The 18,604-nt window shown below is 39.1% G+C and carries 21 protein-coding genes; 20 read left to right on the forward strand and 1 reads right to left on the reverse strand.

Annotated features, from left to right (window positions below; genetic code table 11):
• Positions 1-219: 219 nt before the first annotated feature.
• Positions 220-1,350: a hypothetical protein gene (locus EYR97_RS19135; RefSeq protein ID WP_131095432.1), complete on the reverse strand. Its 1,131-nt coding sequence runs from the start codon at positions 1,348-1,350 to the stop codon at positions 220-222.
• An 897-nt stretch (positions 1,351-2,247) separates the two neighbouring features.
• On the opposite strand from EYR97_RS19135, the gene EYR97_RS19140 reads away from it, so the two are divergent.
• From EYR97_RS19140 to EYR97_RS19240, 20 genes are all read left to right on the forward strand, one after another.
• Entirely contained in the window at positions 2,248-2,991 is a 744-nt protein-coding gene (locus EYR97_RS19140; protein ID WP_131095433.1) for an EAL domain-containing protein, read from the forward strand.
• Entirely contained in the window at positions 2,984-4,087 is a 1,104-nt protein-coding gene (locus EYR97_RS19145; protein WP_131095434.1) for a hypothetical protein, read from the forward strand. The genes EYR97_RS19140 and EYR97_RS19145 overlap by 8 nt, the downstream gene beginning before the upstream one ends.
• 75 nt (positions 4,088-4,162) lie before the next feature.
• Entirely contained in the window at positions 4,163-5,002 is an 840-nt protein-coding gene (locus EYR97_RS19150; protein WP_165478103.1) for a ParA family protein, read from the forward strand.
• Between the two features lie 6 nt (positions 5,003-5,008).
• A complete protein-coding gene (locus EYR97_RS19155) occupies positions 5,009-6,226 on the forward strand; it encodes a ParB N-terminal domain-containing protein (protein ID WP_131095436.1) in 1,218 nt (405 codons plus the stop codon).
• Between the two features lie 80 nt (positions 6,227-6,306).
• Entirely contained in the window at positions 6,307-6,720 is a 414-nt protein-coding gene (locus EYR97_RS19160; RefSeq protein WP_131095437.1) for a hypothetical protein, read from the forward strand.
• Complete coding sequence (locus EYR97_RS19165) at positions 6,707-7,513, forward strand: hypothetical protein (RefSeq protein WP_131095438.1); 807 nt, start codon at positions 6,707-6,709, stop codon at positions 7,511-7,513. Before EYR97_RS19160 ends, EYR97_RS19165 begins: the two co-directional genes overlap by 14 nt.
• A 76-nt stretch (positions 7,514-7,589) precedes the next feature.
• On the forward strand, positions 7,590-8,540 hold the full coding sequence (locus EYR97_RS19170; RefSeq protein ID WP_131095439.1) for a hypothetical protein: 951 nt from the start codon (positions 7,590-7,592) through the stop codon (positions 8,538-8,540).
• Between the two features lie 78 nt (positions 8,541-8,618).
• Positions 8,619-10,457 carry a DNA topoisomerase gene (locus EYR97_RS19175; RefSeq protein ID WP_131095440.1) on the forward strand — a complete coding sequence of 613 codons (1,839 nt, stop codon included), beginning with the start codon at positions 8,619-8,621 and terminating at the stop codon, positions 10,455-10,457.
• A gap of 2 nt (positions 10,458-10,459) precedes the next feature.
• The gene (locus EYR97_RS19180) at positions 10,460-10,894 is read left to right on the forward strand and encodes a hypothetical protein (protein ID WP_131095441.1); all 435 of its coding nucleotides are present in this window, start codon (positions 10,460-10,462) and stop codon (positions 10,892-10,894) included.
• The gene (locus EYR97_RS19185) at positions 10,887-11,780 is read left to right on the forward strand and encodes a hypothetical protein (protein WP_131095442.1); all 894 of its coding nucleotides are present in this window, start codon (positions 10,887-10,889) and stop codon (positions 11,778-11,780) included. Before EYR97_RS19180 ends, EYR97_RS19185 begins: the two co-directional genes overlap by 8 nt.
• Complete coding sequence (locus EYR97_RS19190; RefSeq protein ID WP_131095443.1) at positions 11,780-12,037, forward strand: hypothetical protein; 258 nt, start codon at positions 11,780-11,782, stop codon at positions 12,035-12,037. The genes EYR97_RS19185 and EYR97_RS19190 overlap by 1 nt, the downstream gene beginning before the upstream one ends.
• The gene (locus EYR97_RS19195) at positions 12,019-12,771 is read left to right on the forward strand and encodes a hypothetical protein (RefSeq protein ID WP_131095444.1); all 753 of its coding nucleotides are present in this window, start codon (positions 12,019-12,021) and stop codon (positions 12,769-12,771) included. Before EYR97_RS19190 ends, EYR97_RS19195 begins: the two co-directional genes overlap by 19 nt.
• Complete coding sequence (locus EYR97_RS19200; protein ID WP_131095445.1) at positions 12,725-13,225, forward strand: lytic transglycosylase domain-containing protein; 501 nt, start codon at positions 12,725-12,727, stop codon at positions 13,223-13,225. The genes EYR97_RS19195 and EYR97_RS19200 overlap by 47 nt, the downstream gene beginning before the upstream one ends.
• Positions 13,200-13,706, forward strand: coding sequence for a DUF2859 domain-containing protein (locus EYR97_RS19205; protein ID WP_131095446.1), 507 nt, complete (start codon positions 13,200-13,202; stop codon positions 13,704-13,706). Before EYR97_RS19200 ends, EYR97_RS19205 begins: the two co-directional genes overlap by 26 nt.
• Positions 13,703-15,805 carry a type IV conjugative transfer system coupling protein TraD gene (traD, locus tag EYR97_RS19210; RefSeq protein ID WP_131095447.1) on the forward strand — a complete coding sequence of 701 codons (2,103 nt, stop codon included), beginning with the start codon at positions 13,703-13,705 and terminating at the stop codon, positions 15,803-15,805. Before EYR97_RS19205 ends, traD begins: the two co-directional genes overlap by 4 nt.
• Before the next feature lies 1 nt (position 15,806).
• Positions 15,807-16,514, forward strand: a complete 708-nt coding sequence (locus EYR97_RS19215) for a DUF4400 domain-containing protein (protein WP_165478106.1) — start codon at positions 15,807-15,809, stop codon at positions 16,512-16,514.
• Between the two features lie 127 nt (positions 16,515-16,641).
• Positions 16,642-16,935, forward strand: a complete 294-nt coding sequence (locus EYR97_RS19220) for an RAQPRD family integrative conjugative element protein (RefSeq protein WP_131095449.1) — start codon at positions 16,642-16,644, stop codon at positions 16,933-16,935.
• Positions 16,936-17,193: 258 nt separating this feature from the next.
• Positions 17,194-17,559, forward strand: a complete 366-nt coding sequence (locus tag EYR97_RS19230) for a hypothetical protein (RefSeq protein WP_131095451.1) — start codon at positions 17,194-17,196, stop codon at positions 17,557-17,559.
• A 13-nt stretch (positions 17,560-17,572) separates the two neighbouring features.
• A complete protein-coding gene (locus EYR97_RS19235; protein ID WP_131095452.1) occupies positions 17,573-17,986 on the forward strand; it encodes a DUF3487 family protein in 414 nt (137 codons plus the stop codon).
• The gene (locus EYR97_RS19240) at positions 17,976-18,599 is read left to right on the forward strand and encodes a DUF2895 family protein (protein WP_165478107.1); all 624 of its coding nucleotides are present in this window, start codon (positions 17,976-17,978) and stop codon (positions 18,597-18,599) included. Before EYR97_RS19235 ends, EYR97_RS19240 begins: the two co-directional genes overlap by 11 nt.
• The last annotated feature ends 5 nt before the right edge of the window (positions 18,600-18,604 follow it).

The following is an 18,604-nucleotide window of genomic DNA, read 5'->3' on the forward strand; positions in this document are numbered from 1 at the left end:
CGGAGACGATATTTACAGCTTTTTCGAAAATTTCGTTCTGTTGGTCAGTCATGTTAAGTGTGAAGCGTGGTTGAAGTTTTTGTCCATCTGGTTTAGTTGGAGCTCCCCTTCCACTACTTTTTTGATGATTTTTATCGGACATAAAAGCCTTCTCTACCGTGGGTTAAATAAAGGTTTATATTATCACTGGTAATTGGCTTTTATGTTTGTAGAAATAATTTAGTCAAGTATTCCAAGTCTTCTTATTTGTTTTTGTGGAACTAAATTAAATGCTTCAAGAAATCGTCTCCAATGCGCATATTTAATAAACCTGTAATTTACTTTTGTCTCTCCATCACGCTCAATTTTACTGGCCGCTCTGAAGTTTGATAGATACGAAAGAGTCAACCGGTCTACGCTCATCAACATTGACAGCTCCCCAAACGTATATCCTGTCCAAAATAACATGGCTCTTAGTTCGAATGGTGTCGGAGGCGCATATTCAACAGTGGTTAATTCGAAGTGGGGTTTTACTCTATCTTTGTAAATTCTAGACTTTGAACCAATTTCAATTTCAAATGATTCAGCAAAAAACTGTTTTATTTCATTAATTGGGATGTTTGTATTCGATATAGACTGTGTATCTGAATAACCTGGATTTTTGACCTCGGCACTTAGTGCTGCTTCAGCTATTGTTGGAACGCGCCGAATATAGTTTGTATTATTAATACCAAGAATGTTTCTAAATACACGCCACTCATCAAGAGTTAGTGTGCATTTTGCGGAGTGAATTACTGATTTAGAGTGATCATTTTTTGGGTTTACATACTCAAGGTTTTCATTGATTACTACCCCACCCCTATGGACATTGTGTTTTAACGTTTCAAAATTAATATTAGATTTATTAGCGATGTCTTCAAGAGACAGTCCTGATAGCCCACACAATAGAAAAAGTTCATGTTTAGTAGGCAGTACAGCTGTGGTTTCTAAAACTTCTTCTCTCACATCTATGTATCGAGGTTTTAAAATAAGCTTTTCTGACAGCCCAGCCGCTTCAGTCAACATGCACCATAGTGCTGATGGGAACTTATTTCCCTTAGCATATGATTTTTGTGAGATATAGCTGTTCATTTTGACACGTTTGACAGACAGAAATCTGCCCATATCACCTGTTGACATCCCTGTCACTTCTTTGAAATGACCAATATCACTCGGAGTTGGATCTGAGTATTCGGGATTTGGCTTCATTATCCCTTTCGGGTTTGAGTAAAAAGGCTTCTGTAGGCATTCACGGTTGAAATTCTTAAAAACTTCGCTTTCGCTTCCAAGATTAAAGTGACTGTGAAGAAATGTAGATAGTGATTCGTTCATTAAGTATCTCCTGTTATACGCGATGAATAATCAAAATTCCCGCAATTAGGTGAATCATACAGTAATTTATGTATACTATCGGGGTGAAGTAAAAAATAGCGAAACAATTTTGTTATCGCGTGGTAAAAGATTGTAAGCCTTAGTTAAACGTAATTTGGCTGACTAACACATCACGATACTTCCTTCTAGAGGGAAGTATCGGATGTGTTAGTCAAATAAAGGTCAAATCAAATGTTTAATTTAGGTATATACACCGCAGAATTTTTAAGCGTCATAATCTTTGAATGCGCTTTGCCTATAGGAACTCTTACTTGGATGTTGTTCTGGTCACGGGCAAGGAGGCAGATAGATTATTCCAAACAGCGAGCTACTATGGCATCGCATATGAGGAGCAACTATGTGTAGTGTGGTTGTTGCCAGCTGTTCAATTTTGAGCATTACGCAACAACTAACAACTAAGATACCAAGAAGTGAGTTACTGATTTCAGTGCTCACTTTTTTTTCCTTCTCAAAAGTTCTACATGAAGAAAATTGTTCCTACCCTCAGTGGTATGTGGTGTTATACCTTAGTTTAATAGACGGAAGTTTAATCACTCCATGAATGTGCGCTCCCCCAAAAAGTGTAATTTGAAAATTCTACATGAAGAATAATTTGTTAGTGACTTAGGGAGTGACTATGGATGTCTAAGGGAGGTAACTGAATGTATAAGTTGTGGTCAAATCCCGTAGGGTTGTCCATGATTTATACATTCAGTTATCCCCAGTTTTCCGAATGGAAAAGTCACCATAGTTGAGCGACTGTTTCTACATGAAGAAATAAACGTTATTTTTTTCAACAGATTTCTGGGCATGCCAAGATGTTACTATTTTGATTCGTTTATCAATGGGTATTAAGGCATGAATTATTCCGCTTCAACCGCTTCACTTGCGGTTAAGTCATTTGGGTACATCTTTCAGCCTATCGTTGACTTAAGTGGGAATGTTGTCGCATTTGAAGCGTTAGCTCGATGTAGTGTTAGAGAAAATATTAGCGTATATCGTGGTAGTTCAAAACTGATTGGTCTAATTCCATTTGAAAAGCAATGTATAGAATTTTTCTCATCTGTCTCTCAGTTATTTTATTTGTATGGTGGGGAATATAGGTACTCTTTCAATATAGAGCCTTCAAATTGTAGTATGGAGCATCTGGCATTAATTTATGAAATAGCAAACGAATACAGAGTTCCTAGAAATTTGATTGATTTAGAAGTTATTGAAAAGTCGAGAGATGAGTTGTTTAAACCTGCGTTAGAACTTGCTAAAGATATGGGATTCTCATTGGTGTTAGATGACTTCGGTGCAGGCTACTCCAACGTCGAATCGCTCTTGGACTATCCCTTCGATAAAATCAAATTTGATAAGGTCTTCATGCAACATGATAGCTTAACTAAAAACCTCTTGTGTGCTGTTCATGATGTCATTAAAAATCACGGCTTTTTGACGGTTATAGAAGGGGTTGAAAACGTAGATATTATGAACTTTGCTAAGCGAATAGGTGCTGATTATTACCAGGGCTGGCTTTTTGGCCGAGGAAATAGCTTGCAGGATACGTTACATAATGAGAATCACATTAAGCGAAAATGGGTAACTGAAATTGTCTGATACTAAATCAAAAACATTTAAAGAGTGGGTGGCGCATAACTGCCCTACTCTGGAGGATAAAATCAACTTGTGTTTTGACGAGTTAGTTCAAGCTGCGAGTGTAGTTGATATTAACTTTGCTCAATGCAGGTTGAGTCAAGGTAAGTTGAAGAGTAGAGATATATCTGTTTATGAAGAGGCAAGTAAAGGTCGCTGCCGTGTGTATTTTAATATTAATAAATACAATGGCGATGAATTTCCTCACTTTGTTTTTCAGAATTTTAGAGTCGGTTATTCAGATAAGATGACGGGGAAAGCGTGTCCGTCTGTGGTTAATACAACGGGTGTTCTTTTTGAAAAATATAAGGAAGGTTGCGACCTTAGACGTAAAAGTTTTAAGGCAAGAATTAACGATGTTGCTCCAGCTCCCAACCGAATGTTAATGGTTAATGAACTTCGCCGTTGGTTCTCAAAATTGGAAGCCTACGGCAACAAGGGCCGTCAACTCGAATACTTCGTAAATAAAGGTATTCATATGGATTGGGTAGTAGAAGAGCCAAATTTAGATATTCGCCTTGGTTATTCGCCAAGGTATGGCCGATGGTCTGCTATTCCAATGCGTTATCTTCATCAAGATACTTTCATGGGCTTTGTTCGCATATACAAAGATGGAAAGAAAATACAGATGAGGGAGTTTGATCCATCAGGGCTTTGTCATTATCTCCCATCTGATGAGTCAGCCTCAGATATAAAAAATGTTAAGACTATGATTCTTCAAGAGTCGTTTGTTGATATGTTTTTTGCTCATAGAATGACACAGGAATTGGGGTTGAAAGGAGTAGCTAACGTTGCTGGGTTGTTTGCAGATAATTTGCCAGTACTTGTTGAAACTATAGAGAATGAGTTGCCTGATATAACTCGTGTTTTACTTATTTATGACAATGATGTTTCCCAAAAAGGTTTGATGGTTTCAGAAGTCTGTAGAAAAATATGTTCTAGATTAAGTGTTGCGTGTTTTGAGCGAAGTGACTTATCAGCAATGGTTGTTGGCTACAATTATGAGCATGCAAAAAAGGAGTTCGCGAAGCTTCTCAAGCATGCTTTTTCTAATAATTAAGAAAAAAGCCTTTCTAAAAATATTAAATTCATTATAATGAAAAAAGTTCTACATGAAGAATTTTTGGGGGATTTAATGGGAAAGATAACTAACGTAGGGTTTCAGAAAGGTGGTGTCAATAAAACTACCATAACAATCCTATTAGGGCTATATGCAGTTGAGCAGGGCGATAAAGTTTTAATTATTGATGGTGATGCTCAAGTGGACGTAAGTCGAATAATGGGTATGCCTTCTGACTACAATGGCCCTAGCTCTGATTTATTATTTCAAAAAGCACCAGATGAATTCAAACAAATTTGGAGCTCTAACAGTAAGCCTCTTCTCCCTGTTTCAGGTTGGGGTTGTCGTTTGCCAAGTGGGGTAGATGATATAGGTAGTGTAATGCACTTAGTTCCTGCTAATGCTGGAGCAATGGCGAATATAAATGATAGTAAGAATTCTGCATTCATTAGCAACTTCAAGCAAAACTTGGCTTTTCTTTCTCAGTTCTATGATCATATTTTCATAGACACTCCTCCTCAATTAGGGCTGGTACAATATGCATCAGTATGTGCTTGTACCGGCTCGGTAATGCCTCTTATCGCTGACTATGATGTATGTGGCCCAGAGAAAGTGAAAAAGTATTTTCAACTTTATAACTCGGCAAAGAAAATTCATAACCCTAAATTGGGTATCCCTGTCGTTGTATTGAGTTCGGTCGATGCGCGGGGGAAGTTAGTCAATCAATATGTTAAGTGGGCCAGAGAGTCGTTCGGCAAGAACATGACTGAGAAGTATATCGAATATTCACAGTCTGTTAATAACGCAAAAAATGAGCGGCGAGCTGCTTGGTTTAGACCTTCTAGCGGTAATGACAGAACAAAAGGTGCGGCAATTCGTAGAGTTGTTGCTGATATTTATAGTCGTCTGAGGTAGTAACGAATGGGAAAAGTTAGTGATCAAATGGAGGAGTTGGATTTTGAATCGCTCCTGTCCAGCACAGAACCAAGTGTTAATGATTTTGATGGTGAGGTTTTAACAGATGTTGACGTTAATACTATCAGGCGATTTGAACTCAATAGAGAGTTGAGTGAGCAAGAGATCGTAGATGCAGCTGAGCAATTAGCTGCCGAAAACTGGGATTTGATGAATCCCGTTGTCCTCATTCCGGACGATGAGAATATTGTAGATTATATAGTCATGTCGGGCGAGAAGCGCTGGAGGGCTTTTAAATACGGCGGTCAGAAGCTTATAAAAGCGCGTATTCGAGAGGATTTAACGCCACGCCAAGCGCATCGTTTAAATATTAAAGCGAACACAGAGACTGTTCAGGAAGATTTACCGACATATGCAAAACGTCTAAAAGTTTACAAGGAAACGTACAATGTCTCTGTTAAAGAGATGGCTGAAGAGTATAAACACTCATCGGGGTATATAAGTGATTATATTAATCATCTATGGAAGATTAGAGAGATAGATATTACTCGTAAATTACATGATGATGACGGTGTTAAAGATATGCTAATTCATAAGCACCTGATTATGATTTATGGAAGAAGTGAATCAGCGGCTCGCTCAATAGTTGCTTTTGGAAAGGCTAATAATTGCTTCAATCGTGATTATGTTCTAGGTGCATACAAAATGAGTCATGCGGATATAGAACAAGATTTAATGAAGTGGTATGCAGCTGGGCTTACTAAAGAAGCACTGAATGAAATTATCAGCCCAGAAGAACGTTCTAATGAAAATGATACAAGGAAAGATTCTCGCGAATCTAGTCCAGTAGTTCCGATATCTACAGACGTATCAAACGAAGACTCATCAAACTCTGACGGGGCGAGTGAGTATGCCACCCCTGAAGTTAGTGAGAAGGAAGAGGGGGAGGAAGTATCTGAGCGCTCATCTGGATTGTCCCTGTTGTCAGAAGAGTCTCATATTGAAGACGTCCACGAAGAGCCAGAGTTCATTGAAGTTGCTGGGGGGGCATGCCGAAAGCGCGCTTTGGCTGCTGCGGAAATATCAGTAGAGTACCAAGGTTCTAATTATTTTCTCGACCTCAACTATGTATCAGTGGAAGAGGATAAGATAGTCATAGTTAGTGTAAGTGGTGACAAGCTTGTCGTTAGTCCATCTGAAGTCAATATAGGCTATGTCAGTTAGAATAACCTGCAAGATGAACGAAAACCCTAGCTATAAGCTAGGGTTTTTTTTTACCAATATTTAAAAGTTTGAAAGGGAAGATGGTAATTACTAATCGTAAATTAGCTGTCGCAGTGAGTGAGTACGTGAAAGATATCGATGCTTATATGTTGGGGTTTCACGAAGTTGAGTTTAGACGTCTAACTAATTCGCTTCGTATTCGAGCAGATATTACCGCCATGAGTATTACTAGAGCTATATCTAATAGTCCTCTGTGGCGGTATCGATTTCAATATGAGGATGAGGGAGAGATAAAGCTTTGGAGCCCTTTTATCGATTCATGTTCTTTCAATGATTTTAGGCGCAACAAAGTTATTAGGGTTGATTACTTAGGAGACGATGTTTCTGAGTCGTTGAAACATGAAATGATGACTAGCTGTATGCATTGGTGTCGACGCTTTTCCGTAAGAGGAGTACCAGTTTCCCCCAAAGGAAGAGAGTATGCTGTGGGGTAGGGCCGTAAAAAGAACTTTTCCAGATGACATTATTAGGCGTCTTAATATTCTGCGTTCACAGATATTAAATATGAGTGGAATTTCTGATGTGATGTTTGATGTTATGATAGGCGCTCATTTAGCAGACAATATAGATCTGATTGATGATGCTAAATTACTATCTTTGGTGTCTTCAGTTATCGGTGATGAGTATTTTTATCACGCATCCAGAAAAGCAAGTGTATATCTTGTGTTGCTACTTGTAGTTTCAGAGTTGAGAGCGAGTAAAATATTCAAAACGGATAAAGATAATGGTGTGCATCATCATCTAGAATTACTTTGTATAACGCAGTTTTACTCGTTTATTCACTCAACACAAGAGGGTTATAAGTGGATAAATTCCTTTCATGGTTTAATGCACGAAGCATGGCTTTATTTAAAGTCAAAGAGGGGAAGGTTTTCACCTCATATAAAAATTCTACATGAAGAAACTCAAGAAAGCATTGAATTGGCTTCATCTCTGTCGAGAACCAGTGATGAAGATGAAAATGACGATGTTGAAGAGGATTTCAGCGAAGCTACCAATTCTGAAATTGGTTCTTTGTTTGTTAGCGAGGGTGAAGCGGCTACGTCTGATGAAGAGGTGTTCAGTATGATGAATGGCGAAGACGATAGTTCGGACAATCCAGAAGTAAAAGGAAAAGGCGGTCAAAAGCCTTATGAAAAATCGGAAGTAATTGATGATGAATCAATTGATATTCATAGCGAAACAGAGTCTGAGTCAGTCCTTGATATTGCAAAGCTTATTGGTTAGCAATAAAACAAAAATAAGTATTCCATTGGCCATTAATTTCATTATAATGAAATTGATGGGACAGTGAGGTATTTATATGAATCACAATAGCTACAGCAATTTAGACATCAAGTTTGGTGCTGCTTCGATGCTTGTTCATGGTGCTACAGAGCTTATGAATCTACATGGTGTTGATGATGTCATTAAGGTGTTGGGGATTAGTCGTCAAGCTGCATTATCTATTCGTGATATGTCTACGTATGATATGCCTGACTTATGCTCACGGATTGAGGGGAGAAAGGCTGCTCAGTTGGTTATTGACTATCAAAAAACCACGCAAATAGCAAAGATCCTCAGTAGTATTAATGAGACGCAAACAATCATATTACGCGAGTCTACAGAGTCTTATATGCGCTCCCTAAGCAGCGGTGAATCAGCGTACAAGCAGGTTGTGGTAAGTCGCTTTTTAGATTATATATCCGGCATGATGCTTTCTGTAGAGCATGCTCCTGGTCAGCGTGGGCTGGACGGTATTCCTCCTGAATTGTTTTCTGCATTTCAAGATCTTCGAACCGGTGTATTACCTTTGTTTTCCCGTTTATTAATTAAGCAAGGCGTTTTATCTGTGAAGGTAGATAAGGTGGCTGTGGATACCGTCATTGCTGGGTGCAAGGCGCATGTACGAGGGCGAAAACTGTTGCACGATTTAATAAAGGCCGGTGCTCACTTGACATTTATAGAGCGTTACAATCAAGAACGTTACATTGATGTTCAATATTATCGGCAGTGGCGAGAATTTCATTCTATTGGTCGAAAACGCGAAAAGATATCGCCATCACTAGGAGTTGATATTTATTCCTTATTCAATAGGCTCATGTCTGCAAATATGGCAGTTATTGATGTTTATTTTGAGTTACATCGCAAGTTTAAAATGCGCATTGAGACATTGTATACATATATTCAGAAGTGTATCGAGGAAGAGACTTTAGAAGAAGATGATGATGACGATTGTTTGTATGATGAACTTATTGATTTAATTAACGAATAAATAATTTTTTCCGCGAAATAATCCCCTAATCTTATTTGCTAATATTTTAGCCATCTAGTTAATACGTGAGTTTCTTTGATGGCTACAACACATATCCGAACATGCTTATTTGAAAAACCCTCCCAAGCCGCTGATTGGGCGCGTTTTCTTGGTTTTAAGGGCCAAGACAAGAAAAGAGGTTTTTACTTCAATAAGGAGCAAGGGATATACCTTGTTTCAGCTGTAGGCCATCTTTTCGAGCTGGCTGGCCCTGAGCATTACGTTCCCGAGCTAAAGAAATCTTGGCAGTTTAAACACCTTCCTGTGTACCCAAAAACATTTCATGTTTCATTAAGTGAAGACAAGAAAGGAATATTTAAAACTATTAAGAGTATTCTTGCTAAAACAGATGAATTGTTTCTTTGCACTGACCCTGATAATGAGGGGGAGCTAATAGCGCGAGATATTGTTAAACATGCTGGTTATAAAGGGGTAATGAAGCGCGTTCTATTTTCGGCAACGGATGATGGCTCATTGAGAAAAGCGTGGGCGAATCCCGTTGATGAAAGTGTAACTAATTATATGGCAAAGGAGGCAGATTTACGTAGGCGATTAGATTGGCTTGTTGGTATGAATTTGACTATGGGGATGACGACACGATTGCGTCAGAAAGGCGAATTGAAAAAAGGTGCATTTCCCGTTGGTCGTGTTATTACCGCTGCGTCTCTTATCGTATTAACTAATACGCTCGCTCGTCGTAACTTTAAACCAACAAGTTATTTTGGTGTCAAATTAAAGTGTAAAAAAGCATCTGGTGATGAGTTTTATTGCACCTTAAACATGCCTGAACAATACTTAGATCCAAATTCTGGTCGTTTACTCTCCAGAAAAGTAGCTGAGTCGTTTGCTGCTGCGGCTGTTGGCTCAAAGATGTCTGTGTCGTCAGTTGATGAGAAGCGTAAAAACGTATCTCCCCCTCTACCTTTTGATTTATCAAGCTTACAGATAGCAATGGATAAATTTGATATTGGCGCAAAAGAAACATTGTCGCTTTTGCAGACGCTTTATGATCCTCCGTTAAGTGCGGTCACCTATCCAAGAACAGATAAAAGGCACTTGCCCGAAAGTATGTTGGGCGATGCAAAAAGAATCGTTAATCATCTTAATAATACTATCCCGCACATTAAAAGCTTGGAGTTGGATTTTGGTAAACGCCCTAAATGCTTTAATGATAAAAAAGTCAATGTTCATCACGGCATTATTCCATCTCTAAAGTCGGCAAATTTAAGAAAGCTTACAGATAAGCAAATATGTGTTTACTTGGCTGTTGCGCTGCGATACGTAGCGCAATTTATGGGAGATTATTGCTTTGATAGTAAGGCTGTAACGTTGCGCTTGAGCGATGCAATTACAGCGCATTGTAAAGCCACAAAGGTGGTTAGTTTTGGTTGGAAAGAAGCCGAGAAAATGATAACTGGAAAAGAGGGGCAAGAGGAGGAAGAAGAGCAATATCTTGATATAGAAGAAGGAGAGTCAGTATTAATTGTTGATGCAGAAGTTATTGAGGGGAAAACCAAAAAGCCTGATTTGATGAGTGAAGCTAAGCTAGTCGCTGCGATGGAGAAGCCAGGGATTTATGTTTCTGATGAAAAAATAAAAAAAATGTTGATAGAGAGCGATGGTATTGGAACTGCTGCTACACGCAGCGATACGATTGACCGAGCTATTAAAAAGTCACTTATTCGCAAAGTTGGTAAGGGTCTTGAAGCAACGAAGATGTTTGAAATGAATGCCAATTATTTTAAGAACATGGATGCAGGTTTTACAGCGTTACTTCAAAGGGCTGTAAAGTCAGCGACCAATGGCGATTCAGCGGAAGAAAGCGTTTTGGAACAACATCAACGCTTTATTACCAAGACGCTTGAGGGGTGGAATTAATAATGCGTATAAAAGTAACTCTCTTGTTTATTTTGTTCAGTTTTTGTGTTCAAGCAAAGCCTGACTATAAGGCGTTGCAAACAGACCGTTATACTATGCTTGTACTGAAACCATCTATTGAGCAAGTAAATCCTCTTTATAGTGAAGCAAAGATTCAGTTCCCTCTCGATGTGGTCACTATATATGATGCGATAAATTACGTGCTTGATGACTCTGGTTACTCACTTGTCTCTAAGCAGTATTGGACAGAAGAAATGGAGATTATGTTGAATATGACATTGCCATTAATTCAACGCGATCTTTCTAGGAGTCCAATGACTATCAAAAATGTGGTTGAGGTAGTTGCTGGAGAACCGTTTAACGTCATTGTTGACCCCCTCCGACGTTTAGTTTCATTTGAGCTCAAGAAAGACTATAGAGGTTTGATCAATGGATAACAATGAAGTAATTGATGTCGAACCACAATCTGATGAACCTCAATTTACTGTTCCAGAAGATTCTCAGAGTGAAAAAAGAAAAGCGTGGCCAGTTGTTCTCTTTATTATTTTTGCGCTCACACTTTTGAGTGGTCTGATTTATTTTATTTTTTCGGGCAGCTTAGACAATCTTTTAACCAAAGAGACTAACGTACCAGCTTCGTCAAAAACACATTATTTTGTTGAAGAAACCGCAATGCCCAGCAGTGAAATCTTAAATGTAGATTATACGATAGAGGGAGAAAGTGGTTCGAGCGTTGATGATGAGTTTACAACTGAAGACGTAATCGTTGATGTGGGGACAGTAGGAGAACAGTCAACAACAGTTGAAGAAGCTAATTTAAACGAAGGTCAACCAGTAAGTACAGTAAGTATTAACTCAGCTACCTTGCGGTCTATTTTATCTCAGATTAGTGAACTGAAAGGAGCTGTTTATTCATTGAGTTCGGATGTTCAAGTTGTGAGGGGGGAATTGAAAGTTGTTCACCGAGCATTGGGCCAGCAAAACTTAGACGGAATGAGCCAAGTTCGAGCTTTGGATAACAAGGTAGACAATATCACTAATTTGCTAGATGCAAGTGGCAAGAAAATTCAAACCATAATTCATGGTGTAGATGGTTTTAGAGTAGAAACAGAAAGAAAGCTCCAAGCGTTTACCTTCAAAGTCACCCATTCCGAATATTATGCAGGGAAGCACAGGCTTCTAGGTTATGACAGAAGTATGCCAAACACACTATTGAAACTATATGAGGGCAATGAAGTGGGTTTGTGGAAGTTATTGTCCATCAATGAAAACGAAGCAGTCTTTATGCATAAAGATGGCTCAAAACATGTGGAGAAGTTTTAATGCATAAGATGTTCATATTTGTATTTTCATTGGTGTGTGTATCAGCATGTTCATCAACAGCTGAGCATGGTAACAATTTTAATAGCATCAACTATGTAAATTATTCTAAGGGTGTTAAGGCTATACCTGCGATGGTAGAGAACCCGTATCCAGATTGTAATGAGGACATTGTTGTTACTCGTCTAGATAGGCTTCCAACACTTCAAGTTAAAGTTGATGTCGAAAATGGAGGATGGGTATGCAAGTCAACACGTTAATCGTTCTTTTTTTGCTTCTTATGATGTCGTCTTCAGCATTTTCTTTTGAAGAAGGGGCTATTTCAATTGATTCAACGAAGATAAATGATATCAAAGTTGATTCGATTAGTGTCGATAAAGCATATCTTGAAGCTTGGGGTATTACCGAACAAGAGTATAAGCGGTTTATATATCTAAAAAATAACACGCCGCGTGGAGTGTTAACGCCAACTGCAAATCCTATATATTACTTAGGTCTTGAAGCAAGGACAGCCAAGGAAAGACGGAAGTATGCTGAGAAAGTCGCTAGATTAGAATTTGAAAATGTGCAGAACAAAATCCAACCCTTCAATCGTGAAGTACGTTTAGCTGTTCAGCGGTTATATGGGGCCGGTAGTGCGGTTGATATGGGGCAAGCGAAGTCACTTAATCGTGAATTGAATCCACTGGTAGCGTTAGACAATGGTGTTGGTATTCAGGATGAGTTAAGTGAAGGGCGTTTGTTATACGTCACAGTAGATTGTGATGCTTGTATTGATGTTTACAAGCGCCTTTTGGGTGAGCTTAGTAAAGGGGACATAAAATATATCGAGATAATATTTCCTTCCGAATTGACAGATAGGGAAATAAAGCTCTGGGCTTACAACACCGGTGTAAATAAAGAGTTGCATAGGCGCGGAGTGGTGTCATTGAGGAGAAGTAACGAGAATGAATCGGTTGATAGTTTTCCTACTGTTCGTTTTAACGGTATCTAATTCATCGGCGTCTGTCCTCGACGAAATAATAGAAGAGGAATGTAGTGGTGTACCATCATGGGTAGTTAAGAAAGTAATAACACATGAATCAAAAACATTTTTTAATGGAAAGGCCCAGCCTTGGCCTTGGACGTTAAACATTGATGGTGTAGGCCATTATTTTGAAGACTATGTTTCAGCGCTCGTTGCTGCGCGAGTTGCCTTAGATTCGTCAGATAATATTGATATTGGTATTGCACAGATATCGTGGAAATATCATGCGCATAGGTTTGACGATAAGTTGGCGAACGCTCTTGATCCTCGACGAAATATTCATGCGGCATGCAGAATTTTAAGAGAGGGAAAGTCAAACAAAAATCGGGTGATTACGTGGGAAGATGCAATTGCGTATTACCACAGGCCTGTTTTAGATTCTAAGGCGAGGAAATATGCGCAGACAGTTCTTGGCCTCTAGTGCCATTAGTCTCCTTTTGGTGAGTAGTTCAGCGTTTTGCAAGAACGTATACGTAGTGGGCGAAGTCGGAAAACCGAGAAATATTGAGGAATATGTCGAGCAAACACAAAAGACTAAATTACCTGCTCCATTTACTTCATCGGACGTTCAAGAAGCGCTGAACGCTACATATCCTCTAGAGACAAACATTCCGCTTCGTGCTTTTCCTACTTATAAGATTGATATTTCGCTTCCGTATAATATTGCGGTGGTTGGAGTGGATAGAGTTAGTAAAACATGGCTACAGCAAAATTATAAAAAGTTAGTGACAAATAGTGTTGTTGTGCTGGTTATTGAGGCGAAAAACATTACCGAGTACTCGTCCTTTGAACGAACCTTAAATCACTCTGGACTCAGAGTAGCTAAGGTGAGTGGAGCCATGTTTGAGCATATCTTGAAGGGCTATCCGGCTCTTATTGTTAATGGAGAGGTGTCACAGTGATTAGAAGTAAAACACCGGCAGAGGGGTTGTTGAGACCTATTGGAGAGTGGTATGTGGCATATACGTGTTTTGGTGCAGCTATTCTTACATTTATGGCTTATGAGTATATGTTTTTAAGTAAGTCTCTCTCCTATTTTAGTACAGCGGTATTTTCTTTTATAGGTATCGTTTATTTTACTGAAGGGAATAGTTTGGCTAATTATCAAAGAAACATAAGAAGGCTACGTTATTATGAAATATCTCCAAGTAATGTGGCGTTCAATCCAAGTTATGTTGCGTTGGGGAGAGGCTTTCGTTGGTTGCCAATACATACACAACGTTTACGCGATACATTTAAGTCTCATAATAAAGAGTATGTTGTTGATGGGAGCCTTTATACTGCTGTAAGACATTTTTGTATTCAGAACCAATATACTCCGTTTCTCAAACACCTTGTTTCATTTCTTGAAAAAGATAGCCCATTAAACCCATTTCGTCCTTTACCCGATATCGGTGGTAATCCAGCCATTCATGGCATTGAACCAAAAGAAAAGGACTTTCTTTGGCGCTATGATGAGCGCGTAGGCCATACTGGGATATTTGGTCAAAGTCGTGTTGGTAAAACAAGAGCCGCTGAACTCATAATTAGCTCAGACATTCGGGCCGGTGCTAAAAAGCTCCGTAGTAACATCAATGATGGAAATGTAGTAATAGTCATTGATCCCAAAGGCGATGGAGAGTTGCTAAGAAGGTGTGTTATAGAGTGTATCGAGGCTGGTCGATTAGATGATTTTTACATGTTTCATTTAGGTTTTCCTGAATACTCATGTGATTACAACCCTGTTGCTGATTATCAGAAAATTACTGAAGTTGCAGGTCGTTCCACTAACCAAGTTGCAGGGGAAGGGAATTCAGCTGCGTTCAAAGAGTTTGCATGGCGCTTTGCAAATATTTGCTCTCAGGCGATGGAAGCGGTTGGCGAAGAAGTGAGTTATGAAACCTTATCTCATTATATTTCTAACCCTGAAGATGTTACTGAGCGGTATCTGGATAAAATTCTTCATGTAGAAGATCCTGACTGGAGGCAAACTGTTAATGAAATTGCTGCTGAGATTGATGATAGAGCGGCTTCATTCAAAGATAGAACAAAATATGTAATCGCAATGATTCATTTTTCAAAGGATCTTCTCTCTGCCAGAAGTGACAATATATTAAGGCATTTGGTAGGTATGCTTGAATATAATAAATCGTATTACGATAAAATTGTCGCTTCGTTCCTTCCGTTTCTTGACAAGATGACTACTGGAAAAGCCTCTCGTTTGTTAAATCCTTCTATCAAACCTACGCCAGGTAAAAAGAGACTACGTTGGAGAGATGTTATCTCACGTAGAGGGGTGGTTTATATTGGCTTAGATGCATTAACCGATCCGGTTGTAGCTGTTGCTGTGGCCAGCGCAGCGCTTTCTGATTTGATTTCAGTTTCGGGTGAAATATACAAAACAGGGTCTAACTTTGATGAGCCAACATTTAAAAAACATAAAAGTAAATTAAACAAAAAGTGGCAAGGTAATGTGCCGATATTACTGCATTTAGATGAATTCAATGAACTGATAACGGGTGATGAAATAATTCAACTTCTTAACAAAGCTGGGGGCGCAGGACTAATAGCTCAAGTCTATTCTCAGACTTTGAAGGACATTGAGGCTAAAATTGGCTCGTCTGCTAAAGCTGCGCAAATTATTGGTAACTTACAAAACTTGATTATGATGCGAGTTGCCGAGGAAAGTACAGCAGAGCTGCTTGTGAGCAAATTGCCTATGGTTGAAATAGAGAGTAATACTGGTGTTTCAGGAACGAAGGACTCTGGCGATTTGTTTAGTGGTCAAACCGATAATCAAGATCGTCTTACAACAAAAGAAGACCATATGTTGCGAGCGTCGGATATCATGGCGCTACCAAAAGGCCAAGCGTTTTTTCTAAAAAATGGCGGAGAGGTATGGAAGGTTAGGTTTCCTATGTTTGCGAAAGATAGGTTAAAACTTCCTGTAGAAGTTGAAGCTATGGCTAAAGAGATGAAGTCTAAATACCATACTAGTGATGGTTGGGCGGAGAGGCTTTAGCATGTCAAAGGAAGAAAAGAAAGATAACAGGGTCAAGAAGAATGACGAGGGGCGAAGAGGGGGGCTTTGGCTTTTAATCGACTTCCCGATAGCTATTGTCAGTGCGTTGTTTTTAAGTGCGTTTATATCCTATCTCATCGAGGCTGTAGGGATGTTTTTTGAATGGTGGGACTTACCTGGTGTATTGCACAGCCAGAAAATGGTAGTCAGTGAATTAGGATATTTGAATGATAGGCTTGATAAATCTGTTATTGAATGGATGTCAGGTGTTTCCGTTAAGGAAGTGTTTGATAGTTCGGTGGGTAGCGTTGCTGAATTTTTTGGTTTTATAGGTGTGGGTGAGTACGCACAAGGAGATTACCGTGGCGGTATAGGGGCATATATTGGTGCGTTTGTTAACATAGTGATTCTTACGTTCATTCGTTTTTTGGTATTTGTGTTTGCGTTACCGTTGTTTTTCATCAATGCGTGGGTCGGGTTTGTAATCGGTGCGTTTGAGCGTGATAAACGACGAGCGGGTATTGGTAGAGAATCAGGAGCGATTTTCCAATTTACTCGTCGTTCTGTGCCTTTTACTGTTGGTATCCCGTTGTTTCTATATTTAGCGTGGCCAGATAGTATTGATCCGCTATTTATTATTTATCCGTTTGCCGCGTTTTTTGGAATTATGGTTGCATATGCGACAGCAAGCTACAGAAAGTACATGTAGAAGTAGTTTTTAAAGTAAGAAGAGAGAACCAATGGTTCTCGTTTTTTTTTATGTGAAATAAATAATTTTTTGATGAAAAAAATGCCTGATACAAGCCTGTATTATATGAAGCTAATAAGGAGGATATATGCGAAATACGATTGTGTTAGTTACGTTAATACTGCTTTCGCTGCTTTCTGGCGAGGTTATGGCATTGACAGAACATGAGCGAGAAAAGATTCAACAAGTAATAGGTACGATTGAAGTTGCCAAGCAATTGGTGCGAGAAGGTGGGCGTTTAGGAGTAGAGACTGATAGCGAAAAATTTATGTGGGATAAGCTTCTGCTTGACTTGGAGGAGATTCAGTCGGCAGTTAAACGGCATTCAATTTCTCCATCGCGTACACCTCGCGATATTAGAGAGCTCAAACTGGAATATTAAAGTTAATGGGAAGCGGATTTGAAACGGGGGCTGGTATATCACTTGGGTCAGTTTCATTAGGGCTAGGGTGGTTGTTTTTTATGGTCGCTACGATAGCCCTTGTAGTAGTAATTTTTGGAGCGTGGGGGGCGTGGACAAAGGGTAGTATCTCATTAGATGAGTTGACAAATTATCTTATTAGAGGATTTGTTTTTTATGCAGTTGTTTTAGTGCTTTTTGGCATTGTTTGATTGTTTTATGAAAGTTGGAGTGATTTTTATGTTTAAGAAAATGTTCGTAAAAGCGAACGCATTGCTGTTGATGTTGTTTGTGAATGTGCAAGTGTTTGCGCAAGATTCTGCTGTTTTACCTCTCACCGATGACCTCACTGAGGAAGCTGGTGATTCAAACCTATGGGATTTTGGAGCATATATAATCGGAGGTCTCGTTGGTCTGTTTTTGTTAGCGTTAACAGGTTTTGCATTTATTCAATCAGTTGCATCTGCATTAACTGCGTTTCGTGAGTGGCAGCAGCAAAAGTTAGATCTCAGTGAGATGTTCATGAAAGTGGGGGTTTCGATATTCTTGTTAGCAATAATCATTGTGATTATAGGGTTTGCTTACGTTAATTTCCCAGATAGTTAAGTGAATTATTGAGATGGATGAGTCCGATTACACCGACCAATTTGTACCTACTTTTGTAAACGATGAACCTGAAGTTATCAAAGGATTAACCCAATTTGAGTTACTTATGTGTGTCGCAATAGGTTTGGTTATCGGGGTATTAAGTGGACTTATCCTCGGTATTTTATGGCATTGGATAGCTGGGCTTCTGGGTGCTCTTGCGTTTTGGGTTTTAGCTGCGGTTATGCTGACTAAAAGTGTTAGAGCTATGAAGCACAACAAACCTCGTGGCTATATGACGTTTAAACTAAAGAAAATTGCAATTAAGTGGTTAGGCAAGGTCGCTAACAAGCAAGGTTTTTATTTATTCGATGAAGACATGACAATAGGGAGAACAACAGATTCGCTCTATGTATCGGTGAATAGAGGTAATCAAAGTGAAAACTAGTTCAGAACGTATCATTGATGAGAAAAATAAGGTGATACGGTGGCTCACAATCGTTATTGCGATGCTCTGTATATTAGTCGTTCAAGCTCATATGCAAGTATCTAATGCGCCCCGTGATTGGACGTTTTGGACACCACCAAATATTGATGTCGGAGGAAGTTCCAAGGTCGGTGTAGTCCCTGAAGTAGAAGCGTTTAATTTTGCTTTTCTTATATTTGGGAATCTTAACAATTGGCGCGTTAACGGGGCTGCGGAGTATAAGAAAAAGCTTTCTCAGTTCAAGCATTATCTTTCAGAGCAATATCGTATTGATAAGTTAAATGAACTTCAGAATAACGAAGGGAGCTATCGCAATCGTATTAGGTCTGTAGAGTTCGTTGTTAATGAAACCGGAAATCCTAAATTTTCGGTGAAACGCATAGGGAAAAATAATTTTGAGGTCGAAGCTGTTTTGCGTATTAGAGATGTAATTAGTGGAACGACCATCTTTGACGAAGAGAGAAGGTATTTCTTCTCTGTTAATGCATCTTTAGTGCCTCGAAACATTAATCCGTATCAGATGAAAATAATGGGCGAATATCAACGCTATATATTGGAGAAAAAACATGTGTAGAAGGC

It is taken from the genome of Alteromonas sp. KUL42, from assembly GCF_006538325.1.
Classification (GTDB): domain Bacteria; phylum Pseudomonadota; class Gammaproteobacteria; order Enterobacterales; family Alteromonadaceae; genus Alteromonas.